General features: G+C 37.2%; 23 protein-coding genes. 12 read left to right on the top strand and 11 right to left on the bottom strand.

What is annotated here, in order from left to right; all coding sequences use genetic code 11:
* Positions 1-23: 23 nt before the first annotated feature.
* Positions 24-1,061 carry a hypothetical protein gene (locus ACYQ05_RS08455; RefSeq protein WP_459820165.1) on the bottom strand — a complete coding sequence of 346 codons (1,038 nt, stop codon included), beginning with the start codon at positions 1,059-1,061 and terminating at the stop codon, positions 24-26.
* Positions 1,062-1,186: 125 nt separating this feature from the next.
* Here ACYQ05_RS08455 and ACYQ05_RS08450 point away from each other — a divergent pair, with 125 nt between their 5' ends.
* Complete coding sequence (locus tag ACYQ05_RS08450; protein WP_459820163.1) at positions 1,187-2,278, top strand: DNA cytosine methyltransferase; 1,092 nt, start codon at positions 1,187-1,189, stop codon at positions 2,276-2,278.
* A 27-nt stretch (positions 2,279-2,305) separates the two neighbouring features.
* Here the strand turns inward: ACYQ05_RS08450 and ACYQ05_RS08445 are convergent, their stop codons facing one another.
* From ACYQ05_RS08445 to ACYQ05_RS08410, 8 genes are all read right to left on the bottom strand, one after another.
* Positions 2,306-2,578 carry an HU family DNA-binding protein gene (locus ACYQ05_RS08445; protein ID WP_459820161.1) on the bottom strand — a complete coding sequence of 91 codons (273 nt, stop codon included), beginning with the start codon at positions 2,576-2,578 and terminating at the stop codon, positions 2,306-2,308.
* 18 nt (positions 2,579-2,596) lie between these two features.
* Positions 2,597-2,839: a hypothetical protein gene (locus tag ACYQ05_RS08440; RefSeq protein ID WP_459820160.1), complete on the bottom strand. Its 243-nt coding sequence runs from the start codon at positions 2,837-2,839 to the stop codon at positions 2,597-2,599.
* The gene (locus ACYQ05_RS08435; protein WP_459820158.1) at positions 2,826-3,464 is read right to left on the bottom strand and encodes an AAA family ATPase; all 639 of its coding nucleotides are present in this window, start codon (positions 3,462-3,464) and stop codon (positions 2,826-2,828) included. Before ACYQ05_RS08435 ends, ACYQ05_RS08440 begins: the two co-directional genes overlap by 14 nt.
* A 274-nt stretch (positions 3,465-3,738) precedes the next feature.
* Complete coding sequence (locus tag ACYQ05_RS08430; protein ID WP_459820156.1) at positions 3,739-4,746, bottom strand: DUF7146 domain-containing protein; 1,008 nt, start codon at positions 4,744-4,746, stop codon at positions 3,739-3,741.
* Positions 4,747-4,941: 195 nt separating this feature from the next.
* The gene (locus ACYQ05_RS08425; RefSeq protein ID WP_459820154.1) at positions 4,942-5,319 is read right to left on the bottom strand and encodes a DUF3037 domain-containing protein; all 378 of its coding nucleotides are present in this window, start codon (positions 5,317-5,319) and stop codon (positions 4,942-4,944) included.
* Between the two features lie 91 nt (positions 5,320-5,410).
* Positions 5,411-6,016, bottom strand: coding sequence for a single-stranded DNA-binding protein (gene ssb / locus ACYQ05_RS08420; protein WP_459820153.1), 606 nt, complete (start codon positions 6,014-6,016; stop codon positions 5,411-5,413).
* A 106-nt stretch (positions 6,017-6,122) separates the two neighbouring features.
* Positions 6,123-6,866 (bottom strand): hypothetical protein, encoded by a 744-nt coding sequence (locus ACYQ05_RS08415; RefSeq protein ID WP_459820151.1) that lies wholly within the window; start codon positions 6,864-6,866, stop codon positions 6,123-6,125.
* A 163-nt stretch (positions 6,867-7,029) separates the two neighbouring features.
* The gene (locus ACYQ05_RS08410; RefSeq protein ID WP_459820150.1) at positions 7,030-7,227 is read right to left on the bottom strand and encodes a hypothetical protein; all 198 of its coding nucleotides are present in this window, start codon (positions 7,225-7,227) and stop codon (positions 7,030-7,032) included.
* A gap of 712 nt (positions 7,228-7,939) precedes the next feature.
* Between ACYQ05_RS08410 and ACYQ05_RS08405 the strand changes: the two genes are divergently transcribed.
* Together ACYQ05_RS08405 and ACYQ05_RS08400 are read left to right on the top strand one after the other, a co-directional pair.
* On the top strand, positions 7,940-8,239 hold the full coding sequence (locus ACYQ05_RS08405) for a hypothetical protein (RefSeq protein ID WP_459820148.1): 300 nt from the start codon (positions 7,940-7,942) through the stop codon (positions 8,237-8,239).
* Between the two features lie 63 nt (positions 8,240-8,302).
* Positions 8,303-8,620 carry a hypothetical protein gene (locus tag ACYQ05_RS08400; protein WP_459820146.1) on the top strand — a complete coding sequence of 106 codons (318 nt, stop codon included), beginning with the start codon at positions 8,303-8,305 and terminating at the stop codon, positions 8,618-8,620.
* Between the two features lie 795 nt (positions 8,621-9,415).
* Here the strand turns inward: ACYQ05_RS08400 and ACYQ05_RS08395 are convergent.
* Positions 9,416-10,297 carry a lambda-exonuclease family protein gene (locus tag ACYQ05_RS08395; RefSeq protein WP_459820144.1) on the bottom strand — a complete coding sequence of 294 codons (882 nt, stop codon included), beginning with the start codon at positions 10,295-10,297 and terminating at the stop codon, positions 9,416-9,418.
* Complete coding sequence (locus ACYQ05_RS08390) at positions 10,294-11,034, bottom strand: recombinase RecT (RefSeq protein WP_459820142.1); 741 nt, start codon at positions 11,032-11,034, stop codon at positions 10,294-10,296. Before ACYQ05_RS08390 ends, ACYQ05_RS08395 begins: the two co-directional genes overlap by 4 nt.
* Before the next feature lie 1,968 nt (positions 11,035-13,002).
* Here ACYQ05_RS08390 and ACYQ05_RS08385 point away from each other — a divergent pair.
* From ACYQ05_RS08385 to ACYQ05_RS08345, 9 genes are all read left to right on the top strand, one after another.
* Positions 13,003-13,398 carry a hypothetical protein gene (locus tag ACYQ05_RS08385; protein ID WP_459820140.1) on the top strand — a complete coding sequence of 132 codons (396 nt, stop codon included), beginning with the start codon at positions 13,003-13,005 and terminating at the stop codon, positions 13,396-13,398.
* Positions 13,399-14,118: 720 nt separating this feature from the next.
* Positions 14,119-14,535, top strand: coding sequence for a hypothetical protein (locus ACYQ05_RS08380; protein ID WP_459820138.1), 417 nt, complete (start codon positions 14,119-14,121; stop codon positions 14,533-14,535).
* 19 nt (positions 14,536-14,554) lie between these two features.
* Positions 14,555-14,851: a hypothetical protein gene (locus tag ACYQ05_RS08375; RefSeq protein WP_459820136.1), complete on the top strand. Its 297-nt coding sequence runs from the start codon at positions 14,555-14,557 to the stop codon at positions 14,849-14,851.
* A complete protein-coding gene (locus tag ACYQ05_RS08370; protein ID WP_459820134.1) occupies positions 14,812-15,465 on the top strand; it encodes a thioredoxin domain-containing protein in 654 nt (217 codons plus the stop codon). Before ACYQ05_RS08375 ends, ACYQ05_RS08370 begins: the two co-directional genes overlap by 40 nt.
* Positions 15,466-15,469: 4 nt before the next feature.
* Positions 15,470-15,859, top strand: coding sequence for an OmpA family protein (locus ACYQ05_RS08365; RefSeq protein WP_459820132.1), 390 nt, complete (start codon positions 15,470-15,472; stop codon positions 15,857-15,859).
* Positions 15,850-16,494 carry a hypothetical protein gene (locus ACYQ05_RS08360; RefSeq protein ID WP_459820131.1) on the top strand — a complete coding sequence of 215 codons (645 nt, stop codon included), beginning with the start codon at positions 15,850-15,852 and terminating at the stop codon, positions 16,492-16,494. The genes ACYQ05_RS08365 and ACYQ05_RS08360 overlap by 10 nt, the downstream gene beginning before the upstream one ends.
* Positions 16,481-17,494, top strand: coding sequence for a TraU family protein (locus ACYQ05_RS08355; protein ID WP_459820129.1), 1,014 nt, complete (start codon positions 16,481-16,483; stop codon positions 17,492-17,494). The genes ACYQ05_RS08360 and ACYQ05_RS08355 overlap by 14 nt, the downstream gene beginning before the upstream one ends.
* Before the next feature lie 15 nt (positions 17,495-17,509).
* Complete coding sequence (locus ACYQ05_RS08350) at positions 17,510-17,782, top strand: hypothetical protein (RefSeq protein ID WP_459820128.1); 273 nt, start codon at positions 17,510-17,512, stop codon at positions 17,780-17,782.
* Positions 17,779-19,413: a conjugal transfer protein TraH gene (locus ACYQ05_RS08345; RefSeq protein WP_459820126.1), complete on the top strand. Its 1,635-nt coding sequence runs from the start codon at positions 17,779-17,781 to the stop codon at positions 19,411-19,413. The genes ACYQ05_RS08350 and ACYQ05_RS08345 overlap by 4 nt, the downstream gene beginning before the upstream one ends.
* Position 19,414: the final 1 nt, after the last annotated feature.

Genomic DNA, 19,414 nt, shown 5'->3' with positions numbered 1-19,414 from the left:
AGGGTTTTCTAGGTTTGCTTTGTTTACAAATCTAAGACAAGTCTTTTTGAAATATTGGACTCTTGTAAAAGTGACGCCATATCTTCTCCAATTGAAGATAGTTTCCGAATAAATGGTGTGCCATTAATGTTTTTCGGCAATTCTTTACCTTTTAACTTGTAATCCTCGATTACTTCATCATAAGTGCTTGTATTATTTTCTATTTGTGCTTCAGAAATTGGAGCATCAGGAATATACATAGCTAGAAATCCTACACGTTGAAAGTTACGAATTTTACTAGTGGATGTAAATTCTTTAGCTTCGGTGAAATAGCCTACTCCAACAATATCAGTTGTATAACCAGAAGCAAGAAGACGTTCTCTTGCATAATTAGATTTAACAGATAGCCACAAATTATTTGGAAGACACATTAATATGAAGTCACCATAAGAGTTTACTCGATCATTGTTCACCTTAAAGAAATTTACGCCATCAATGAGTGAATCCATTGATAATTCTAGCAACTTCTCTGATGTTGAACCTAAAATAGACACGCCACCTTGCTTTTCGCTTGTGTTCATTTCTCTAGTCCAACGATTACGATTTATTCGGTCAAGATAGCGCTTAAAGTCCATAAAATTAGTTGCATTAACCTTTTCGCCTTTATCTAATTCTGCTGCTTTAATTGCCAATTCGGTTTTGATATTGATGTTCTGTATTAAATGCGAAAATTCAGGAAAGATATTCAAGAAAATAGTGAAGGCTGAACGTTCGGGGTCTTTATTCCAGTCACTAGAAGTTACAACTCCTTTGTTGTATTTATTTAGTTGAGTACGGTCAGAATTACTGAAGGTAGAAACAATGTGAGTAAGACCTTTAAAGGTAGTTGTACCGTGTTTTAAGACGTCATAATCAATCTGAGGGATAACGTTAGACTGAGAATTGCCAAGCATGCGATAACATTCTTTGTACAACGGGAAAAGAAAGTTATTCCATATAGTTAGGTTTTTAACATCAGTAGTGTCAAATGGATTAGTAACATTAGCTGGATCTTCAATCTTAATATTACCAAACTTTTTCATCGATTTTTTCCCACTAAAGAATAGTTGGAAAGATAGTCCAAATTCTTTATGGAATCAAATTTATCTTTATTATTAAAATGATACAGGGTAAAATAATATACCTAAGATATATAAGAGTGCCATGTATGAAGCAAATACACATAAAATTGCCAGAAAATGTACATAAGGATTTAAGAATAAAATGCGCTGAAAAGGACGAGTCAATTCAAGAATTTGTATCGCGATCTTTATCAGAAAGCCTTCGTAAGGAGAACTCATTAGAACAGAATTATCTATTTAAGTTTGTTGATCTATTTAGTGGGGTCGGTGGATTGAGAATCCCATTCGATGAACTTAATGGCGAATGTGTTTTTAGCTCTGAAATAGATAAGTATGCGCAGCTAACCTATCAATCTTACTTTCATGAAATGCCTGCTGGAGACATTACACAAATAACGCCTTGTGAGATACCAGATTTCGACATTTTGTTAGCTGGGTTTCCATGTCAACCTTTTAGTCAAGCTGGGCATAGAAAAGGCTTTAATGATACTCGTGGAACGCTATTTTTTGAGATAGAGAAAATTATTCGATGCAAAATGCCAAGAGCTTTCCTTCTTGAGAATGTCAAAGGCTTAAAAGGTCATGATAAAGGGCGTACTTTTAAGGTTATTAAAGATAACTTAGAAGCAATCGGTTATTTTGTGACTGATAAAGTCCTTGCGGCAAAGGATTTTAATTTACCTCAAAACAGAGAGCGTATTTATTTAGTAGGCTTTTTAAATGAAGAGGATTATAAACGCTTTTCTTTCCCAGAACCCATTCCTAAAACTATCAAACTTGGTGATATTCTTGAGAAGGAAGTAGATTCAAAATACACTATCTCCGATAAACTTTGGGAAGGTCATCAACGCAGAAAAGAGATGCACAAAGCTAAAGGCAATGGTTTTGGTTATGGATTATTTAATGCAGAATCAGAATACACCAATACGATCTCTGCACGTTATTATAAAGACGGTTCAGAAATTCTTATTGAGCAAAAAGGGAAAAATCCAAGAAAGCTTACACCGTTAGAAGCGGCAAGATTACAAGGTTTTCCAGATGAGCTTGTTCATGCTGCTAGAAAAGCTGGGGTATCAGACACACAACTTTATAAACAATTTGGTAATGCAGTGCCTGTGAATGTGATTCGACATATTGCTCGAAAGATAATTTCAGCACTGAATATCAAAAACGTATGAGCAAAGCCCCTTACGGGGCTTTTTTGATTAAGCTACGGCTTCTTTTAAAGCCTTTCCAGGTTTGAATCTAACGCCTTTTTTAGCTGGAATTGTAATCTCTTCACCACTATTAGGGTTCCTACCTTTTCTTTCAGCGTATTGTTTAACCTCAAACTTACCGAATCCGAGAAGAGAAACCTCCTCCCCTTTTTCAAGACAACCTTTAATTGCTGTTGTAACTGCCTTAAGTGCTTCTTCAGCTTGTTTTTTGGTCATGTCAGAATTAATAATAATTTCATTAATTAAAGTTTCTTTTGACATTTATGATCCTCCTTTAGATTAATTGTTTAATTCTTCTTTAGCCGTTTTTTCTACGGCATAGCGAATGAAATTCTGCATACTACGTTTAGACTTTGTAGCAGCTTCCTTAAGTAATAGGTACTCTTCTTCAGAAAAAGAGATACCCATTTTCTTAACTATTTGCTCTTTTTCAGTTTGACTAGAAGCTTCATTTGAGGCTTTGTTGGGTGTTTTATCCGCATTTGCAGCCCAGTTTTCAATTTTCTTCTTAGGAACTACCATCTAAAATTTCTCCTATTAATGATTTTATTTCTTGTTTTGCTTTTTCATTATCCATTTCGACAACCGACATACCATAACTCATGGCATCCCTATAAACCTTTCTGTCACGGATAACTGTATTCAAGAGTTGAAAATCAGGAAAAAGAGACATGTACTCTTCTGCCTCTTCCACCTCTTTGATTTGCGGATTTGTGGGTGCTAGGTTAAAAAGAGAATAGACTTTCAGCGAAGGATTAAAGTCTTTTGCTTCTTGAACAACCTTTGAAAACTTTTGAAGGACATCGAGATCCGGTTGACTAGGCCGGAAAGGTGTTAAAAGTATATCGGACGCAACCATGCCGGTTCGCAATTCGCGACTATCCCTGCCTGCACTATCTATGATTAGATATTCATATCTTTTCGCCAAGTCTTTGACCGACTCATAAATGTTTTCGTAAAGTTGTACATGGCTCACTTTAGGTAAATCTCTTTCTTGACGTTCTAGCGCCCAGAAACTGGACGTTTCCTGACGATCCGCATCAACAAGAATTACATCTTTGCCACGACGAGACAACTCGGCCGCAATATTGACAGCTAAGGTGGATTTACCGCACCCCCCTTTCTGATTCCCTACATGTATGATCATTTTTTCCTCGACTGATTATGTATTCATAATAGCTTGTTTTGACAAATTATATAAAAGTAAAAACTGATTTGAAAGAAATTTTAAATAAATTTTTTATGAATCTGTTACGAAGTCATAATAAAGTTAAAAAGAATCTAAAACAAACCTAAAATGAGTTTATCCATGTTAGCAAAATAATGAGATAGTGCATGAGAAATTGTTTGAAGGGGACGGAAAAGGTGTGTTTGAGTTTGAGAAAGAAAAAACCCGCTCAAGGAGCGGGTCGGTTGAATTATTATCGATCAGCTGGATATAAAACATCTAGCCAATCGATGCCTTTTTTTCCTTCAGGAACCGGTTTGGGCGGAAGCATAATTTCCGCCTTAATATCAATAGTACGCATTCGCTCTTTAAGGAGCTCTGCGTAATGTTGGCCGGTACCCGACCGGTCTTTATCCGCCCATATGATGAGCTTTTTCACCCCCTTTGGAGGGATGAAGCCACCCAACATAGGAGCAGATAAAGCTGCCCATGTGGGGATTTTTAGCTTTGAGGTCACTGCAATTGCAGTTTCAACCCCTTCCGCAATCCCCAGCACGCCATCCTGTCGAATGGGATACAGCCTTGCAGCCGATCCCATTACTTCCCTACTTGGGGGAAGCATCCGCTTCCCTAATGAGGACTTTTTGAAAGTCCCCTCTTCCAAGTAGATTCGATGGAGTGTCGCTGCTTGCCCTTCTGGAGTATCCATTCGGACAAGCAGGCACGGGCTTTCACCCTTCTCTTCTCCATTGGAGTAAAAAAGAGAAGGATGAAATAAGACATTTTGAGGGGGAATTAAGTTGTTTATCCCCCGCCAATGCCTTAAATAGGTCTCAATTTCCGGCGTGCAGCCTTTTATAGCTTCACGCCAGATTTTGTTAAGCCTTGCGGCGTTTTCTTTGCGCCGCTCTTCTTTCTCCCTCTTTTCTTGCGCTTTCTTTTGCGCAATTTCTTTAGGAGAAAGAGGGGCGATGCCATCAAGATAATGGACGGCAAAATCCAGTATCTCTTTCTTTGTGGCTCCGGTTACCCAAGCCAGCAAATTAAAAACGCCGTGAGGCTGTTCTGGTTCAATGTAGGAATACCACTTCCCATTAGTGGCGAATCCTTTGTGTACATTGAACTTGTTTTTTTCCCCGTAAACCGGGCAGGTTACCTTCCTACCCGGTTTACGCAACGCCTCGGCAAGTTGCGGTGCAAATGCCAAGGCGAATTGATCATAGCGGCCAAGAAGCCGCTCGTTTGCTTCTTTGAAGTTCATAGCGCCTCCTTGACCACTTCTTTAAAAATTAAATGTTCTCATTGTTATATAGTGAAGCAGGGAGGAAAAATTTTTAGATTAAATGGTTTTGTGTGAAGTAGGGAAACGGCGCGGAAAATGTGAGGAATATACGATTCTATCGTGGTAGTAGGTGTAATCGAGAAAGGAAAGCTTGTTAGAGTAAGTAAGTTGTCTTTAGCCTAATGCGACCATCTGTTCAAAAAGGTGTGAGAGAATCTGTTCGTGTCTTTCACCTTTAGCTGTATTTAAGTCGCTAAAATAGATGCCTTCAAACACATTTAATTCTTGCAGTGATTCCACTCGCGCGCCGTGCATTATGAATTGTAAATATGACAAGCACTCTTCAAAGAATTTGACGTCTATTTTTTTGTAAAGACATTTGAGTTTTGATAAATCCTTTGCTAAGCGTACGTACACAACTCCATCTTGATCAATTAGAGCCACGCCAACATTTATACGTTCTTGCGTCGCAACATTGGGGGAAATTTGAATCAATGCCCAATGACAGCGTATTAGATTCTGTTTTTTAGTATTCTTTTTGAGACTAAACATGATATTTGCCAAAAATTTACATTTATAGCCTAAAAATTATAAGCCCGCTAAAGCAGGCTTATTTAAACCTTACAATGGGTAACTAGCAAGGTTAAAAAGGTATATTGTCCGAATCAAAATCATCAAAATCATTAAAATCCGGAGCCGGTTGTTGTGAACTTTGTGATGAAGGCTGTGGCGCATTAAATTGTTGGGTTTGTTGGTTAGTTTGGTTAGGCATAGATGCTTGACCGCCAAAACCGCCTTTCACATTTTGAGCAGGCGCCTGTTCCATATTTTGCCCACCATTCATGCCCATAGCGGGTGCATTAGAATTCCCATTATCAAAGGCTGCATCACCTTCTTGACGATTGCCTCCTAACATCTCCATTTTTCCATTAAATCCATCAAGGACGACTTCAGTTGAGTAACGATCTTGACCTGTGTTTTGTTCTTGCCATTTCCGCGTTTGTAACTTGCCTTCCAAATAAACCTGCGAACCTTTACGCAAATATTGGTCGGCTATTTCCGCTAATTTGCCAAAAATGACCACACGGTGCCATTCGGTCTTCTCTTGTTTTTGACCACTGTTTTTATCTGTCCACTGTTCCGAAGTCGCCACGCTTAAGTTAGCGACCGCCATGCCATTGGCGGTATATTTGATTTCTGGGTCACGACCTAAAGTGCCCACTAAGATAACTTTGTTTACTCCACGCATTTTATATACCTCGCACTTAATTTTTTGGGGATCTCGGCGACTAATTGTCGCCTTCATATATATATAAGTGCATCTCCTTTTAAAAAAGATGCACTTTTAGCTAAAACTATTCAATAAATTCTACGTTTTCTATTTCAGCCTTCCTGTACAATTCTTTGGAATATCTACCTTGCCCAAAGTATTGCTTAACTTCGTCTTCTGTTGCGCAAATTTGCACATAATAGTGATCAACTTCACCCAACCAACGAGTTTTCTCGATCTTTTGACAAATAAATTGCCCACCTTTAGTTTTGTATAATGCTAATTCAAGCCATCTTGCGGAGTTTTCATCAGTTACTACTTCAGCAACTTTATTTCCGACAAATTTCAAGTCAGGGGCACTATCCCTTTCTAAAATAAATTCTTCAAAATCCATATCTGTTCCCTTCTCATCTTCTTCTAACACTTCTGCCTCTTCTGGCTTGGGCAACAATTCTTTTATTCTTTCTTCCCAATGCTCTACTTCTTTTGCCACCTCTAGAATTTCGACTAATCCAAAATTCAATTCATCGCCGTCTTCATCGACGACAATAAAGTTGGATTCAAAGTAAGGTTCATGCGCTATATCTATTTTGAAATCGTATGATTCTCTGTAGCTGTGACTTTTTGACTCTGCTACTACGTCAAAGGAAAAAATTAAGTCCTGCTCGTTTTCTTTTTTATTAATAAACTGGACTCTATAGCGAACCCACCTTTCAAATTTATCATGTTCGCAAGCATCCAACCCATAATCAGAATCTTCTTCTTCTATATCTCTTATTATGAAAACCGAATTTTTTAATTCTTCTAAAGTTACTTTGAATTTAACCATTTCCTTACTCCTCTATAACACAGACTAAAACCCGGAGTCTGCACCCGGTCGAGCTAACTGCTCTCAAGGCACTGCATTATTGCCGCCTCTATAATATATAAGTGCATCTCTTCTCAAAAAAGATGCACTTTTTTCGATTTTACAAAAAAATTAGAATTTTTTACTATTCACGCATCTGCCTATTTTTTAGGTATTTTAACCTTATAGTAAAAATAAATTTATAATCTTTACTTTCTGCATCCGCTTGCAATTTAAAAGAAAATTCCAAAGCAACTCCGATGTTTGAATCGCATTCTTCTATGTAATCAATTTCAAAGATAATATTTTTAAATTCTTGATAATATATTTTTATGATTTTCATTTGTTTTCTCCTTTTTATGAAAACTCGGACTTTACGTCCAATAAAACTAATTGCTATTAAAAATAACAATAGTTTTTAACCTAGTTATTATTAAACCGTAAAAACCCAATCTTTTTCTATTTAAATGGTACTTTTTTTAAGCATTTAAATTTTTTTTATTAATGGTGAACGAAATTGGTTTGTAGGTGCCGCCCGCCGGCCATACTTTCCCATCTTCTAACAATCTATGGTTGGTGTGATATAGGTTTGTTTCAGGTTAGGTTAAGATTTGAAATAGAGTTGATTTAGAGTAAGAATGAATCTGTAACAGAATTAAATTTGCTTGTATTGGAGATAGAGTAAAGTTATTGTTGCGTAGGGAGTTAGAGGGGGTTGAGTAAGTAAGAATGGATTAGGGATAGTGTGAAAATAGAGTGGAATTAAAGTAAGAATAGGTTAGTTATGAGTTAGATTTGAACTAGAGTCGAATTAGTGTTGTTAGAAGGAGAGGGCAGAGAGAAGGTTCTTGAGAGAAGGGACGAGAAAGTAATCAAGAGAGGGTTAGAAACAGAGTTAAAACAGAGTTAAAACAGAGTAAAAAAGAATCTAAATAAGAGTAAAAAGAGATTGATTATGTGGTTTAAGGGAAAGTATTAGAGTAAAATTGAGTATGAAAAAAGAGAGAATGATTAAGTAGATAGATGGATTCTGGAAAGCTTAGGGAGGAGTAAAGATGAAAGTAAGAATACCGCATAAGTTTAAATTTTCAGACTTAGAGTTAGCTTTGAGACCAGATGGGAGCATCCAGTTTAATCATGAAGTGGTAGAGAAGATAATTAGAAAAAGTAAGCTAACAGATGAAGATTTGAAAAGACCGCCGGCAGATTTAGTATCTAAAGTTATTTTAGCTTTTTATATTGAACATTTGAGAAGGGGTGGCGATAAAAATGAATTGATGGAGAATCAAATAAAAGAGTTAATTTTAGAGAACAGTAAAGGTCAGTATTATAGTCATACACCGGGAATCTTATAGTAGAGAAATTTTGAAAGTGGTTGTGGGAAGGGGAGATAAAGTGGGGAATTTTGAGGAGAAAAGATGAATCAGGTTGTAATGTTAAAAATAGCGATACCGGAGAATTTAGATTTTTCGGATTTGAAGTTAGGGCGAGAATCGGATGGAAGTGTATCCTTTGATTGGTCGGTAATAGAGAAGATTTGTGAGGAAAGTAATATTCCGATTGAATATTTTAGAGAAAGTTCGGAAGATAGAGTATCAGAATTGATGTTTTCTTGGTATATGGAACATTTAAAGAGGGGTGGTAAACAAGACCCAGTTGCGGATGATTTGATTCGAGAAGTAGAAGAGGAAGAGAGAAGAGGGCAGCATTATAGCCACGAGCCGGGTAGAGCGTGAAGAAAGAGGATGGATAATAAGAGAAAGAGAGAGTAAAGAGTAAAGTTAGAAAAATTAGAGAACATTGGACGAGAGAGATAAGAAAAATAAGGATAAAAAGAGAAAAATAAGCGCCGGCGCAAAAATTTGAGTGTAAGGAAGATAGGGGAAGGGAAGGAAGCGCAGAAGTTGAGTTAAAATGAAGTTGAAATGGATTCAAATTAGATTAGTAGTAGAGCGGGAATAGAGTCATAATGGATTAGAAAAAGAGTAGGTGAGTTTAATTTTTTTCAATATTTTACCCATAGGTAAAGATTCCCCGTTCCATCTTTCCGCTCTTTTCTTGATTTTTACGCTGGCTTCAACGGTTAGGTTTTGCACCCCTTTTCTTTTGACAGAAAAGCGCTATAAGTTTGATAATGGTAAGAGTAGGTATAGGGTTGATATTGTACTAGAGTAGATTAAAAGTAAATTTATAAAAGAGTTAAATTAGCGTCAAAATGAATCTATATTAGTGCAATATTAGGGTTATTGAATGTTATGAGAAGAGGGTTAGCATTAGAGAAGGCAAGTTAGGGGTAAACGGCAGATAAGAACAAGTAACAGCGTAAGTTAGCAAGAGAAAATGAAAGAGAGAATATTAGTAAAGAACATTAGCAGTGAAAGTAAGCGAGAGGATAGATAGAGGAAGGTTAGCGGCGAAAGCAAGCATGAAAATTAGAATAAGGGTAAGTTAGGGAATTGTGAGAAGGTGGGAAAATTAGTCCGTAATAAAAAAAGCCCCCGCATGGGGGGCAAGGGTTACAGGAGAAAAAATTATAGCGGCTTGATTGTGTAAAACTCTGAATCCTTTTTCCGATACTTCTCTAAGTCAATATCTTTGAGAATTGGGATTTTCTTGTAATCAATGGCGCCTTTTCGTCGCACCAATGATATTTTGAAATTTTGCCCTTTCACGCATTCAGCGTGGTGACTTTGGGCATAATTTTTCATTTCTTGCTCAATGGTTTTCAACTGTTCCTCAATGGCTTCTTTTTGACTTTTTAGCTGCTGCCATATTGTAAACTTCTCTTCCAGCCAGCTTTCGGCTGGAACCTCCTTAGGCATTTCATATGCCTCAAGGTCTTTTTGAAATTTTTTCCAGCCATTGATTAGGCTGTTTACAACATCTTCTGTCATCAATTCGTCGGCTTCCAGCCAAGCATATGCTATGTTCTCTTTAGTGCCGTCGCTTGCCATAAACAAGCATTTTTTGGCACCTGAAACTAAAAATTGATGCGCAATTTGAATTTTGTATTGTGGATGGATTTCACCATTTTTTATTTGTTCGGCTAATTCCTGATTAAACAGCTTATGTTCCCATATGGTATCAGCCGTTAGGTTGATTCCATCGAACGAAGCTAAAAGCTTTAATCCGTCAACCTCTTTTGTGCCTGTAATCGGGTATAGAGTTTCCCCGATAATTTGTTCGGCAATTGGTCTTGCCGTCTCTTCTGCGGCATGACCTTTTTCAAATAATTTCTTTGTGTATGATGAAACTTCTTCATCACCAAATTTTTTTGCTTTTAAAAGTTTTTCTCGGGTCATATATTTGCTCACCCCCATCATTGCGGGGGCTTCTGATGCTGTAAAGTAATTTTTTCTTACTTCCAGCCACTCTTCTGTTCCTTGTAGGACGTTCAAAACTTGCATGCTCATGCTACTTCTCCTTCAATTTCTACCGTTTCCCATGATTTGATTTCGTTTACCATTGCATCCGTGAGCTTTGTTTTGGTATTTAAGATAGCTATTAATTCATCAGCGCTTCTTTGACCACTTTCAACAATGCCTTTCCAGGCATTTTTGTTTTTGTTAAATTTTTCTTGAGAACAATACTCAACTTGTTTTTCAATTTTTGGAGTTACGTTTTGATTGGGATTTTCTATTTCTCCCTCAATCTCTTTTATTCTTTCGGCTTCATCGGGGTCGATGATGCCTGATAAACCAAACGCATAGCGCGCTGCCTGTATGACCGCCTTATGGCGCAACATTCGCGCCGGCCATTTTCGCCAAACGGGTGTTTCTCTATAGCATTCCTCTAAATACTCCGTAATTTCTATGGGTTGCTCTACATTCTTTTTAAAGATTTTGCACGTGGTTGAAAACAAATTATTGTTTACAAATTGTTCTTTTACTTCCATCCCGTTGAATTCGGGATGAGTGTTGATGATTTTTAGCCAGCCGTCAATGCTGACTATGGGTTGTATCCCTCCTTTTGAGGGGAACGCATATATCTCTTTTAATAACGGGTTCAAGTTGTATTTGTCCGCAACAATAAGAAAGCTTAAAAACTCTTCTTTTTTAACACCGCTTGGGAAAACGGTTTTAATAAGAATATCTTCCAACTCTTTAGGTTTTACTTGTAAACCTTTTGCTAAGTTTTCGATAATTTTCATTTTTGACCTCCTGTAATCCTATAATGAAAAGGTAGCATCATTGCCGCCCTCACTAAATAAAAGTGCATCAAGGTTCTTAATTGCTTAAAATTTTGAAAAAAAAGAGAAAAAAATTTAATTTTTTTGAGTCGTTTCAAGGGATTTGTTTTAAGGGGGAATGAAGGGATTGCCCGCGAAATCTTTTAAGAATCTTTTTGTATGTGCTGACCTAAACACGCAATTTGAAAATGCCCGCTCCCTTTTTGTATTCCTTTATGAAGGGCTACGCCGATTCTGCCGCTTTGTTTTTATTGGCTTTGCCTTTTAATCTTAATGAAGCTGAAACCGTGTGCCGCCGCCCCCACCATACTTCATCTCTTCAAACAGACCTTTAGGCTTTGATTGAATTTTTGAGTCTTATATTAAGTTCCATACGGTATCTATACGATATGTAAGTAACGGTTTATATTAATGTTGCTACGCTACGTCCGTAAGGATTATTGGACTGAAAGCCCTGCTTTAATAGAGCTCGGGGAAAATTTTTTAAATATATATGGATAGTTAGCGCAAATTAGAGATAGTTAGTGGAATAAGGAAAGTTAAAGCAAAAAGATAGATAAGTGTTTGTAGGAGTTAAAAGCTATCAAAAAGAGAGGTTAAGATTAGAGAAGAATAGAAAGAGTTGAGAGGTAGAAAGCGTAAGATTAAAGAGGGGTTAGAGAGGGTTTGTTTGAAGGGGGGAAGTGTGGAGAATGAGGGGTTAGAGCACATTAGTAATAGAGAAGATAAGGGAAGGGGTGGGTTAGGGTAAGGAATAAGAGTTGAGTTAGAGGTTAGAGTAAGGTTAAAGGGTATAGGGGAGGAGGGAAGGGTTAGAGTATATAGAGAAGGTTAGTATTAGAGAAAGGATAGAGAGGATAGTTTGCGTAAAGAATTAGGGTAACGTAAGGGTTAGAGAAACATTAGCTTTAGCGTAACGTAATGGAATGAGAGAAATGTTAGGTGTTTGAGTAACGTAAGGTGTTTGAGTAACGTTAGGATTAGAGAGTATGAGAACGTTAAGAGTTAGAAGAGTTAGGTAATAAGGGTACGTTAGAGAACAGAGTGTAAGCGTTAGATAGAAGGATAAGACTTTTATGGAAGAAGCTATTTGCACCATAGAAAGTTTTTGACTAAAACATCACAATATTGAGTTTTGATGGTGTCATCACTTCATGTAGTAGAGCTATTTTGTTTGAAGGGTGAATGATGGTCAGTAAGGCTGTTGGGTCGATTGAGAAATGGCGTTTTTTTCTGTGAAACCATGCAGTGATGAAAAATTGATGCCTTGTATTTTTTTGTGGAGTTTATAAGGGAACATAAAAATTTGCTATCGAGAAAAATTTTATGATTTGTCTGTGCTATTGAGTCTTGCACTGTAAAAGGCATGCCAAGGCAGAAAGATTGTATGGATTTTGCATGATAGTTGAATCTGGTTTTAGAGAACGTGAAGCGCTTAATTAGAGAAGGTAAAGAGTAAAGAGAAGGGTTAGAGGCATAGTGAAAAGTTAGTGTTAGAGGGGTTAGAGAGGGTTAGGGAAGTTAGTTTATAGAGAACGTGATAGTGCATATAAGAGAGTGTTTGGAAGTTAGATAAGGGAGGGTATGGATGGGTGTATTGCGAGCGTTTAGAGGGGTTATTAAGGGCACGTTTGGATTGGTAGTTAGGGAGGGTTAGGGTTTGTTGAGTGAGGGTTTGGTGGTGTTAAAGCGTAAAGTTAGGGGAGAAGGTAAGTGCTGGATAGGTGAATGAGTGTAACGTTAGGGTAGGGTAAAGTTAGGGTGTTTTAGGTAGAGAATACAGAGCGTTTAGAGGTGTGAGAAAGTTAGTTGGGTTAAAGAATTAGAGGGATGTTAGTGTTTATATGTAGGGGGGATTGGAGTTTATTTGAGGATAAATTATTCAATTTGAGATTCACTATAAAGGGTTGTTAGAAGGAGAGAGAGACTATGAGAACAGAGTTCAAGCATGGCGATTTAGCAGTAAAAATGATTAATGACCGGCTAAAGGAAATATCTCAAGAGTTGAGGGATTTGCAGTCTGGTGGCGATGGAACAATCATTCTTGATTTGTATGATTGTGGTCGTAAGTGTGCAGGTTGTCCGCATGCTAGATGGAGAATTCAGCGTTATAAAAGTGGCACAAGGGATAATCCATTGCTGCTGACTTTTACTTTAAAGGAAGGTAAGAATCCAGTTAGATATTTGAGAAGGAAAGGAGAGTTTGAACGGAATTATGAGAGAGTTAAAGAGCTAGTTTTAGAGGCAAAGTTACTTATTAAGTACAAGAAAGAGTTCATTCTTTTGCACAAGAGACTGCTTGAGATGATGAGAAAAATTAGTTAGGAGAGAACGTTAAAAGTTGATGTTTGTTAGAGGTAGAAAAGGGCTAGTTTTGATTCATCCGCACAACCATTCTAACGATATAATAAGTAATCATGCCGAGCGTGCCCATTTTGTAGTTAGATAGTGTCGTTTTGTTGGTTGCTGGTTTCTTGGGTTACTCCATTGAGTTTTGAATTGAAGACTGACAATTTGGAATCCAAGTAAGAGTTAAAGCAAATCCTGTTTTAGGTTGAGGTTTCATCAGGAAAAAAGACAAGGGTTGCGGGTTTCTTTAGATATAGAAGTCTATTCTCGAAAGAAAATTTTTCCATCCAAGTTCTATTCATCCATTTTAACCTTGAGCTACAAATAAGAAAGTCAATGCACTTTATAGTAGTTGAAGGTGTCTATTTAAGCCATATGTAATGAATTCATGTCGAAAGAGTATGGAGAATACCCCATCCTCCATGAGATTAGATTTTGGCTTTATTATGCTGCATTTGTTTGTAATTGTAAGGGAGTGGTTACTGGATGGTTTGGTTTCTGTCTTCGTATTGGTGAAAAATCCGTTTTACCAAAGAGTATCTTTTCATGGTTTCGTTTCTTGATGAAGGATGTAATAAGTGAAACGAAAAACCAAAATAGGGAATTTCTTAGATGAAGAATGAGATTTTTTAAAATTTGAACACTATGGTTTGCGATAAAGAAAATAAATGAATAAAAAAAGAGAAGGAGTTTTGAGTGTACAACTTAGCTAAAAAAGAGATTGAGTTTGAGATGACGTTTGAGTTAGACAGCCCAAAGATTAAGAAGGCTATTTTGTCCGATCAAGCGTGTAGGGTGAAGATGGTGAACAAACTGTCTCAAGTAATAGCGGATGCGTTTCTAGAGTTTTGTCGAGATAAGGGAATAGCATATAAAACGAAAGCAGATTGCGCTTTTATTATGGGAAACAAAGAGAATGAGATTAAGTTTCATATTAGTGTGAAGCAGCACCGCAATATTGCAAATTGGTTGTTAGTAGCTTTTTGGATTCCTAGTCTTTTCTTGAGCGAAGTAGAGCTGCGTAAGAATATTCTCTTAGAACCAGTTATTAATTTCGGTCTTTTTTTAGAGAAGAAATCACTATCTATAGACGAGAATTTAGGGCATACATGAAAATTTAAGGGAAAGACTTATGTTTAGAATCTTGTCGGGTTTCTTTTCGACCATCGGTTTAATCCTCTTCATCATTTGGTCTGTATTGCCAGCTGATCCTAGTGAACGCTTTGAAAGAGGCTGTAAACCTATTCAATGGGTAGGTGGTGCTGGAGTAGCAGTGATGGAAATAGTACATAAGCCATGGGCAAAAAGTGTACAGAACGCAGTAGATAAAACGGACTATACCTGTCGTTATACCCTTTGGAGCTTGTTTTATAAGAAAGAGTATCAGCAATGGAAAGCTTTACAAGATTACAGACAAGAAGAGAAGTGATTAAAAAGGGTTTGATTGGTGCGCTTTTTTTAGCGTCAGGTAGGGCATTTGCTCAACCAAGTAAAGATTCTTTTGCCCAACAAAGCAAAGACCCTATAGTGATGAAGATGTTCATAGATTTTGGATGTCCTTATTGCCAAACTACACTTGATGCGGTTTTGCCTTTTTTGCAAGGAAAGAGCTATATTGATTTTCAATTGAAGCCTGTTCTTCCTGTAGAAGTTGCTAATAACAATCTTTATCCCACACCCGCAGTACGCTTCTTTTATACCAGCAAAAACTTTTTAGATAGAACGACAACACTTAGAATTGCTTCGGCGATTTCATTAGGGTTTAAAACCAAAGCAGATTTGAGTTCTTTTGACAGTGTATATCAATGGGTGATGTTACAAGGGGTAAAGCTGGATTATCAAAAAATAAAGGATTATTACAATAAATTCGCCCCTCGTTCTGCTTTTATAGATGCCGTGACAGAATTTAAATATTACAACATTGTTTATGTCCCTTATATCGTTGCAGAAACACCAAACGGAAAAAGAATTGCAGAGTGGAGATGGAATAACAACAGTCAGGTTTATACGGATTCAGTAATTAATTTTTTAAAGGAGAGATAAAGAAATGATAGGGATTCCTGTAGATGTTCCCCCTATGGTTGAGAATTCAGTACTTATAGAGAAGCATCAAGTTATCAAGGTTAAACAAATCGAAGCTAAAGAGCTTAAAGTGCTAAAAGTAAAAAAGCCAAAAAAAATTATTTTGCATTTTGCGAATAATAAAGCGCAAACCTATGAAGTGATTCCATCTTTAGATAAAAACCTTTGTTATAGGGTGACTGGATATGCCAGTCCGGTAGGAAAGGAGTATATAAATAAGATGTTGTCTGCATTAAGAGCAGTCAATATTGCTACAAGTATCCGTTCAACGGGAATAAAAGCTTTTGCATATGCAGGTGGAGAATCAAAAACCTATGGTAGGGCAGTGGTGATTGAAGGAGAACCATGCGAATAATTATCTTTTTTCTATTATTTCCTTTGAACGTGATGGCTTATGATTTGGGGGTTAGGGGAACGATTTTTGAGATAAAAGAACCTAACATGCTCGCCATCATAACTTTGCAGATGCAGAAGAAAGATTGGAAGGAAGTTAATAAAAAAATAGCAGAAGACCAGAAGAAAAAACTTCACAACATGCCTTATGCGGATTTAGAGCTAGCTAAAAAAGATAAATTCCGCCTTGTTGATCCTACTATTGTGCTTAAAGAAAACATAACTGCCCCCACTATAGATGGAAGGACGGTTATTCTTGGGCGTAAAGGACAAAAACTGAATCCACTTAAATATGCTCGCCCCCGAACCAAGATGTTTTTCTTTGATCCTTCTAACGAAGACCAATTGAAGTTAGCTTTAGATGCAGAGAGTAAGCATCCTAACCAAGTCTATTTGGTTGCAGTAGGTGGTGATATTGCAAGGTTAGCGGACAAGTTAAACAAGCCTATTTTTTATGCCTATCCTTGGATAGTAGAGAAGTTTCAACTTAAGCGCTATCCTGTGTTAGTAGGAGTGAAGGGGATGAACATTGCTTTGGGTGAAATGAATACCCTTACATTGAAACATTTTGAGGATGTTTGGGATGAGATGGATTAAGACAGTACTTTTTGCCGCTTCAATATTGGTTTTAATGCAAAGTCATGCAATATCAGTAAGCGGATCAACTTGTAAGGGAGAGTTTTTTCAGCCTTGGAAGGCAAATCTATCTGATATTTTTCCCATTACTTTTGCAGGTGTGAGTATTGGTGGGGGAAGTAATCCTCCAACATTACATGAAGATGCGATTTGTATGTGTCCTTCTCATGTTTTACCTACGGTAGTTCCTGGAATTGGCGTAACCTATCATGAGCCTTTATATCTAGTGGAATCAACCAAAGTACCCGGTTGTATGCATACCTTAGGTGGCGTAAAGCTTTTATCGGGATTTGACACTATGACGGGTTCAGGGAAAACAGGAAGGGGTGCAGGCGCTAAAAATAGTTCTAACAGAGAACAAATCCATTGGATGGAATATCCATTGTTTGCAATATTAGATTTATTTACAGATGCCGTCTGTCAAGCAAGTTCCAATGGATTTTCTATGGGGTATTTAACTGAAATTGACCCAGTTTGGCAATCAGATCTATGGAGCAATGTACTCTCTCCAGAATCAGTGCTATTCGCCAATCCAATTGCTCAAGCAGCTTGTGCAATAGATGCAGTAAGTGCTATGACCTATTATCCCCAAGATGCCTTGTTTTGGTGTGCAGGGGGTTGGGGTTCAATGTATCCATTTTCAGGAAATCCAAATACAAACTCATCAGCGCAACAATCAAATGGTTTAGTACTTGCAAAATTTCTAGCAAGAAGCGCTAGGTTAGGAACATGGCGAACGACTTTGGGTCCGGCAGCTAAATGCTTCTCAACGTTTAATCCTATTTTTATGAAGACTCAAGTACGTGTAGCTCCAGTCTATCCTAAATATCAATCAGGGAAACCAATTTACATTGGGGCACCAGCTGTTAAATGGGGCTATTTCCCGCCTCTAAACTATCAAATGAAAGGGGATAGTGGCTATCTGTTGTTTATTGGAACGCAGTGTTGTATTAGACCTTAAACCTTCAAAAAAGAAATGTCATTACCTGCACCTATTCGCTCCTTCAAACAGTATCAGGCGCTTCATCCGGAAAAGAAAGTAGTTGATTCACCAAAGCCGGTTGAAAAGCCTATAAACCCAGATGTGCATAAGCATCTTACGTCAATTGAAGTGAAAGAAACAAAGGTTACAGACAGCAAAACTTCTGGAAGTAACAGCTACATGATGGAATTTTTTGCAATTTTTGTGATTTTTTTAGTTGTTATTCACTATTTTAGGAAGCGAAATAGAGAAGAGAAAGAAAAATGAGAATAGCAAACAAATTCATCTTATTAGTTGTGTTGAGCTGGACAACTGTAACTGTAAATGCAGCATCTTCTGATAGCTCGGTTGATGATGCTTTTGATTCTTTGATTGGTAGTACGTCAGTTTCTATTTCAGATGGTGGACGGTTTGAAACTGGAGTTAGGACAAATTTCTATGGGGGAAGTTTAAGAATTCGTGTGCCCAAAGGTAATGTTAATCTATTTTCTATTTCGCCTCCATCATTTACCGCTGGATGTTCAGGTGTTGATATGACATTTGGCGGTTTCTCTTATATTAATGGGGAGCAGATAGGTCAATTTATTAATCAAATCCTTTCAAACTCTTCTGGTTTAGTGATTCAGCAAGGTATTAGATTATTCTGCCCAATTTGTGCAGACGTATTAGCCACAATGCAAGATTTATCACAAATGGCGACTTCTATGTCTTTAGACAGTTGCCAAGCAGCGACTAAATTAGTTAGTGGAATGTTTGGCAAGCTTCATCCAGATGGAAATATGACACAACGCGCAGCAAAATCTATGTGTTCAACAGAATATTCTGGTTCTGGTGCAAGTGATGGATTTTTATCTGCATTTACCAAAGGTTGTTCTAGTGTAAAAGATAGTTTTACAAAAATTTCTCAATGGATAAATGGGCAAGGAGACCAAAACACAGCCGCAGCGAAATATGCAGACTTTGTCGGAAACAAAACTTGGATGACATTAACTGATATGGGCTTTTCTTCAACCTATATCAAAGAGCTTTTTATGACGATAGGAGGCTACTCTTCAAACAGCATTAATCCATCAAGTCAAAAGGTTGAAACTCTTGATGTACAGCCACCACAGTTAAATAGAGGTGACGCGCTTGTTGATCTTTTATTGTTTGGATACAACCCTTCTAATTATAAGAATCCAGAAAACACAAAACTTGAAGAACTTTATAAAGACGCAGCTAAAAATATTGAAGGTCAACAATATATCCTATGTTATGACTCAGCTACAGGTCAAAGAACAATACCTAATACGCCAAAATCAAAAAATGGCGTTTTTAAAATGTGTGATGCACCTAAAACTATATTAGTAACTGCTATGAAAGTATTCCCTGCTTATAATACTCCTTTAATTACAGAGTATGGACTTTTAAATAGAGTTAATGAATTGCTTTTAGGTGCAGTTGATCGTATTAGTAAAGGAAAAAGATTAACAGCAAAACAAATAGAGCTTATTCAGATTTCACCTTTACCTGTTTATAAGATGGTTAGTATTGCTGCTGTCTATCCTTCAGTGGCTAAACAATTGGTAAACGAATATTCACGAGTGATTGCTATTTTGATTGCAGAAGGGATTGTTAATTCTTGGTTTTCAACAGTGACAGATATTGATGAAAATGGTAAATCACATGCAGAATTATCTCAAGCAAAAGCAGAAATTAATAAAGTTTTTGAATCTATAGCTAAATTTATGGAAAAAAGCCAAGAAGTTATTCAAACGTCTTATCAAGTACAAGAAGAGATGATGGCGCAGTTAAACAATATTCATAAAGTAATTGTGAGAGATGCAGCTTATCAAAGTTCTATTGGTACTTTAGCATTTTCTCAAATGGTGGCAAGAAGAGTTGCACAAGGTCGGTAGT

It is taken from the genome of Galenea microaerophila (assembly GCF_054657255.1).
Note: the sequence above shows the minus strand (reverse complement) of the source record. Positions and strands in the feature narration are given on the sequence as shown.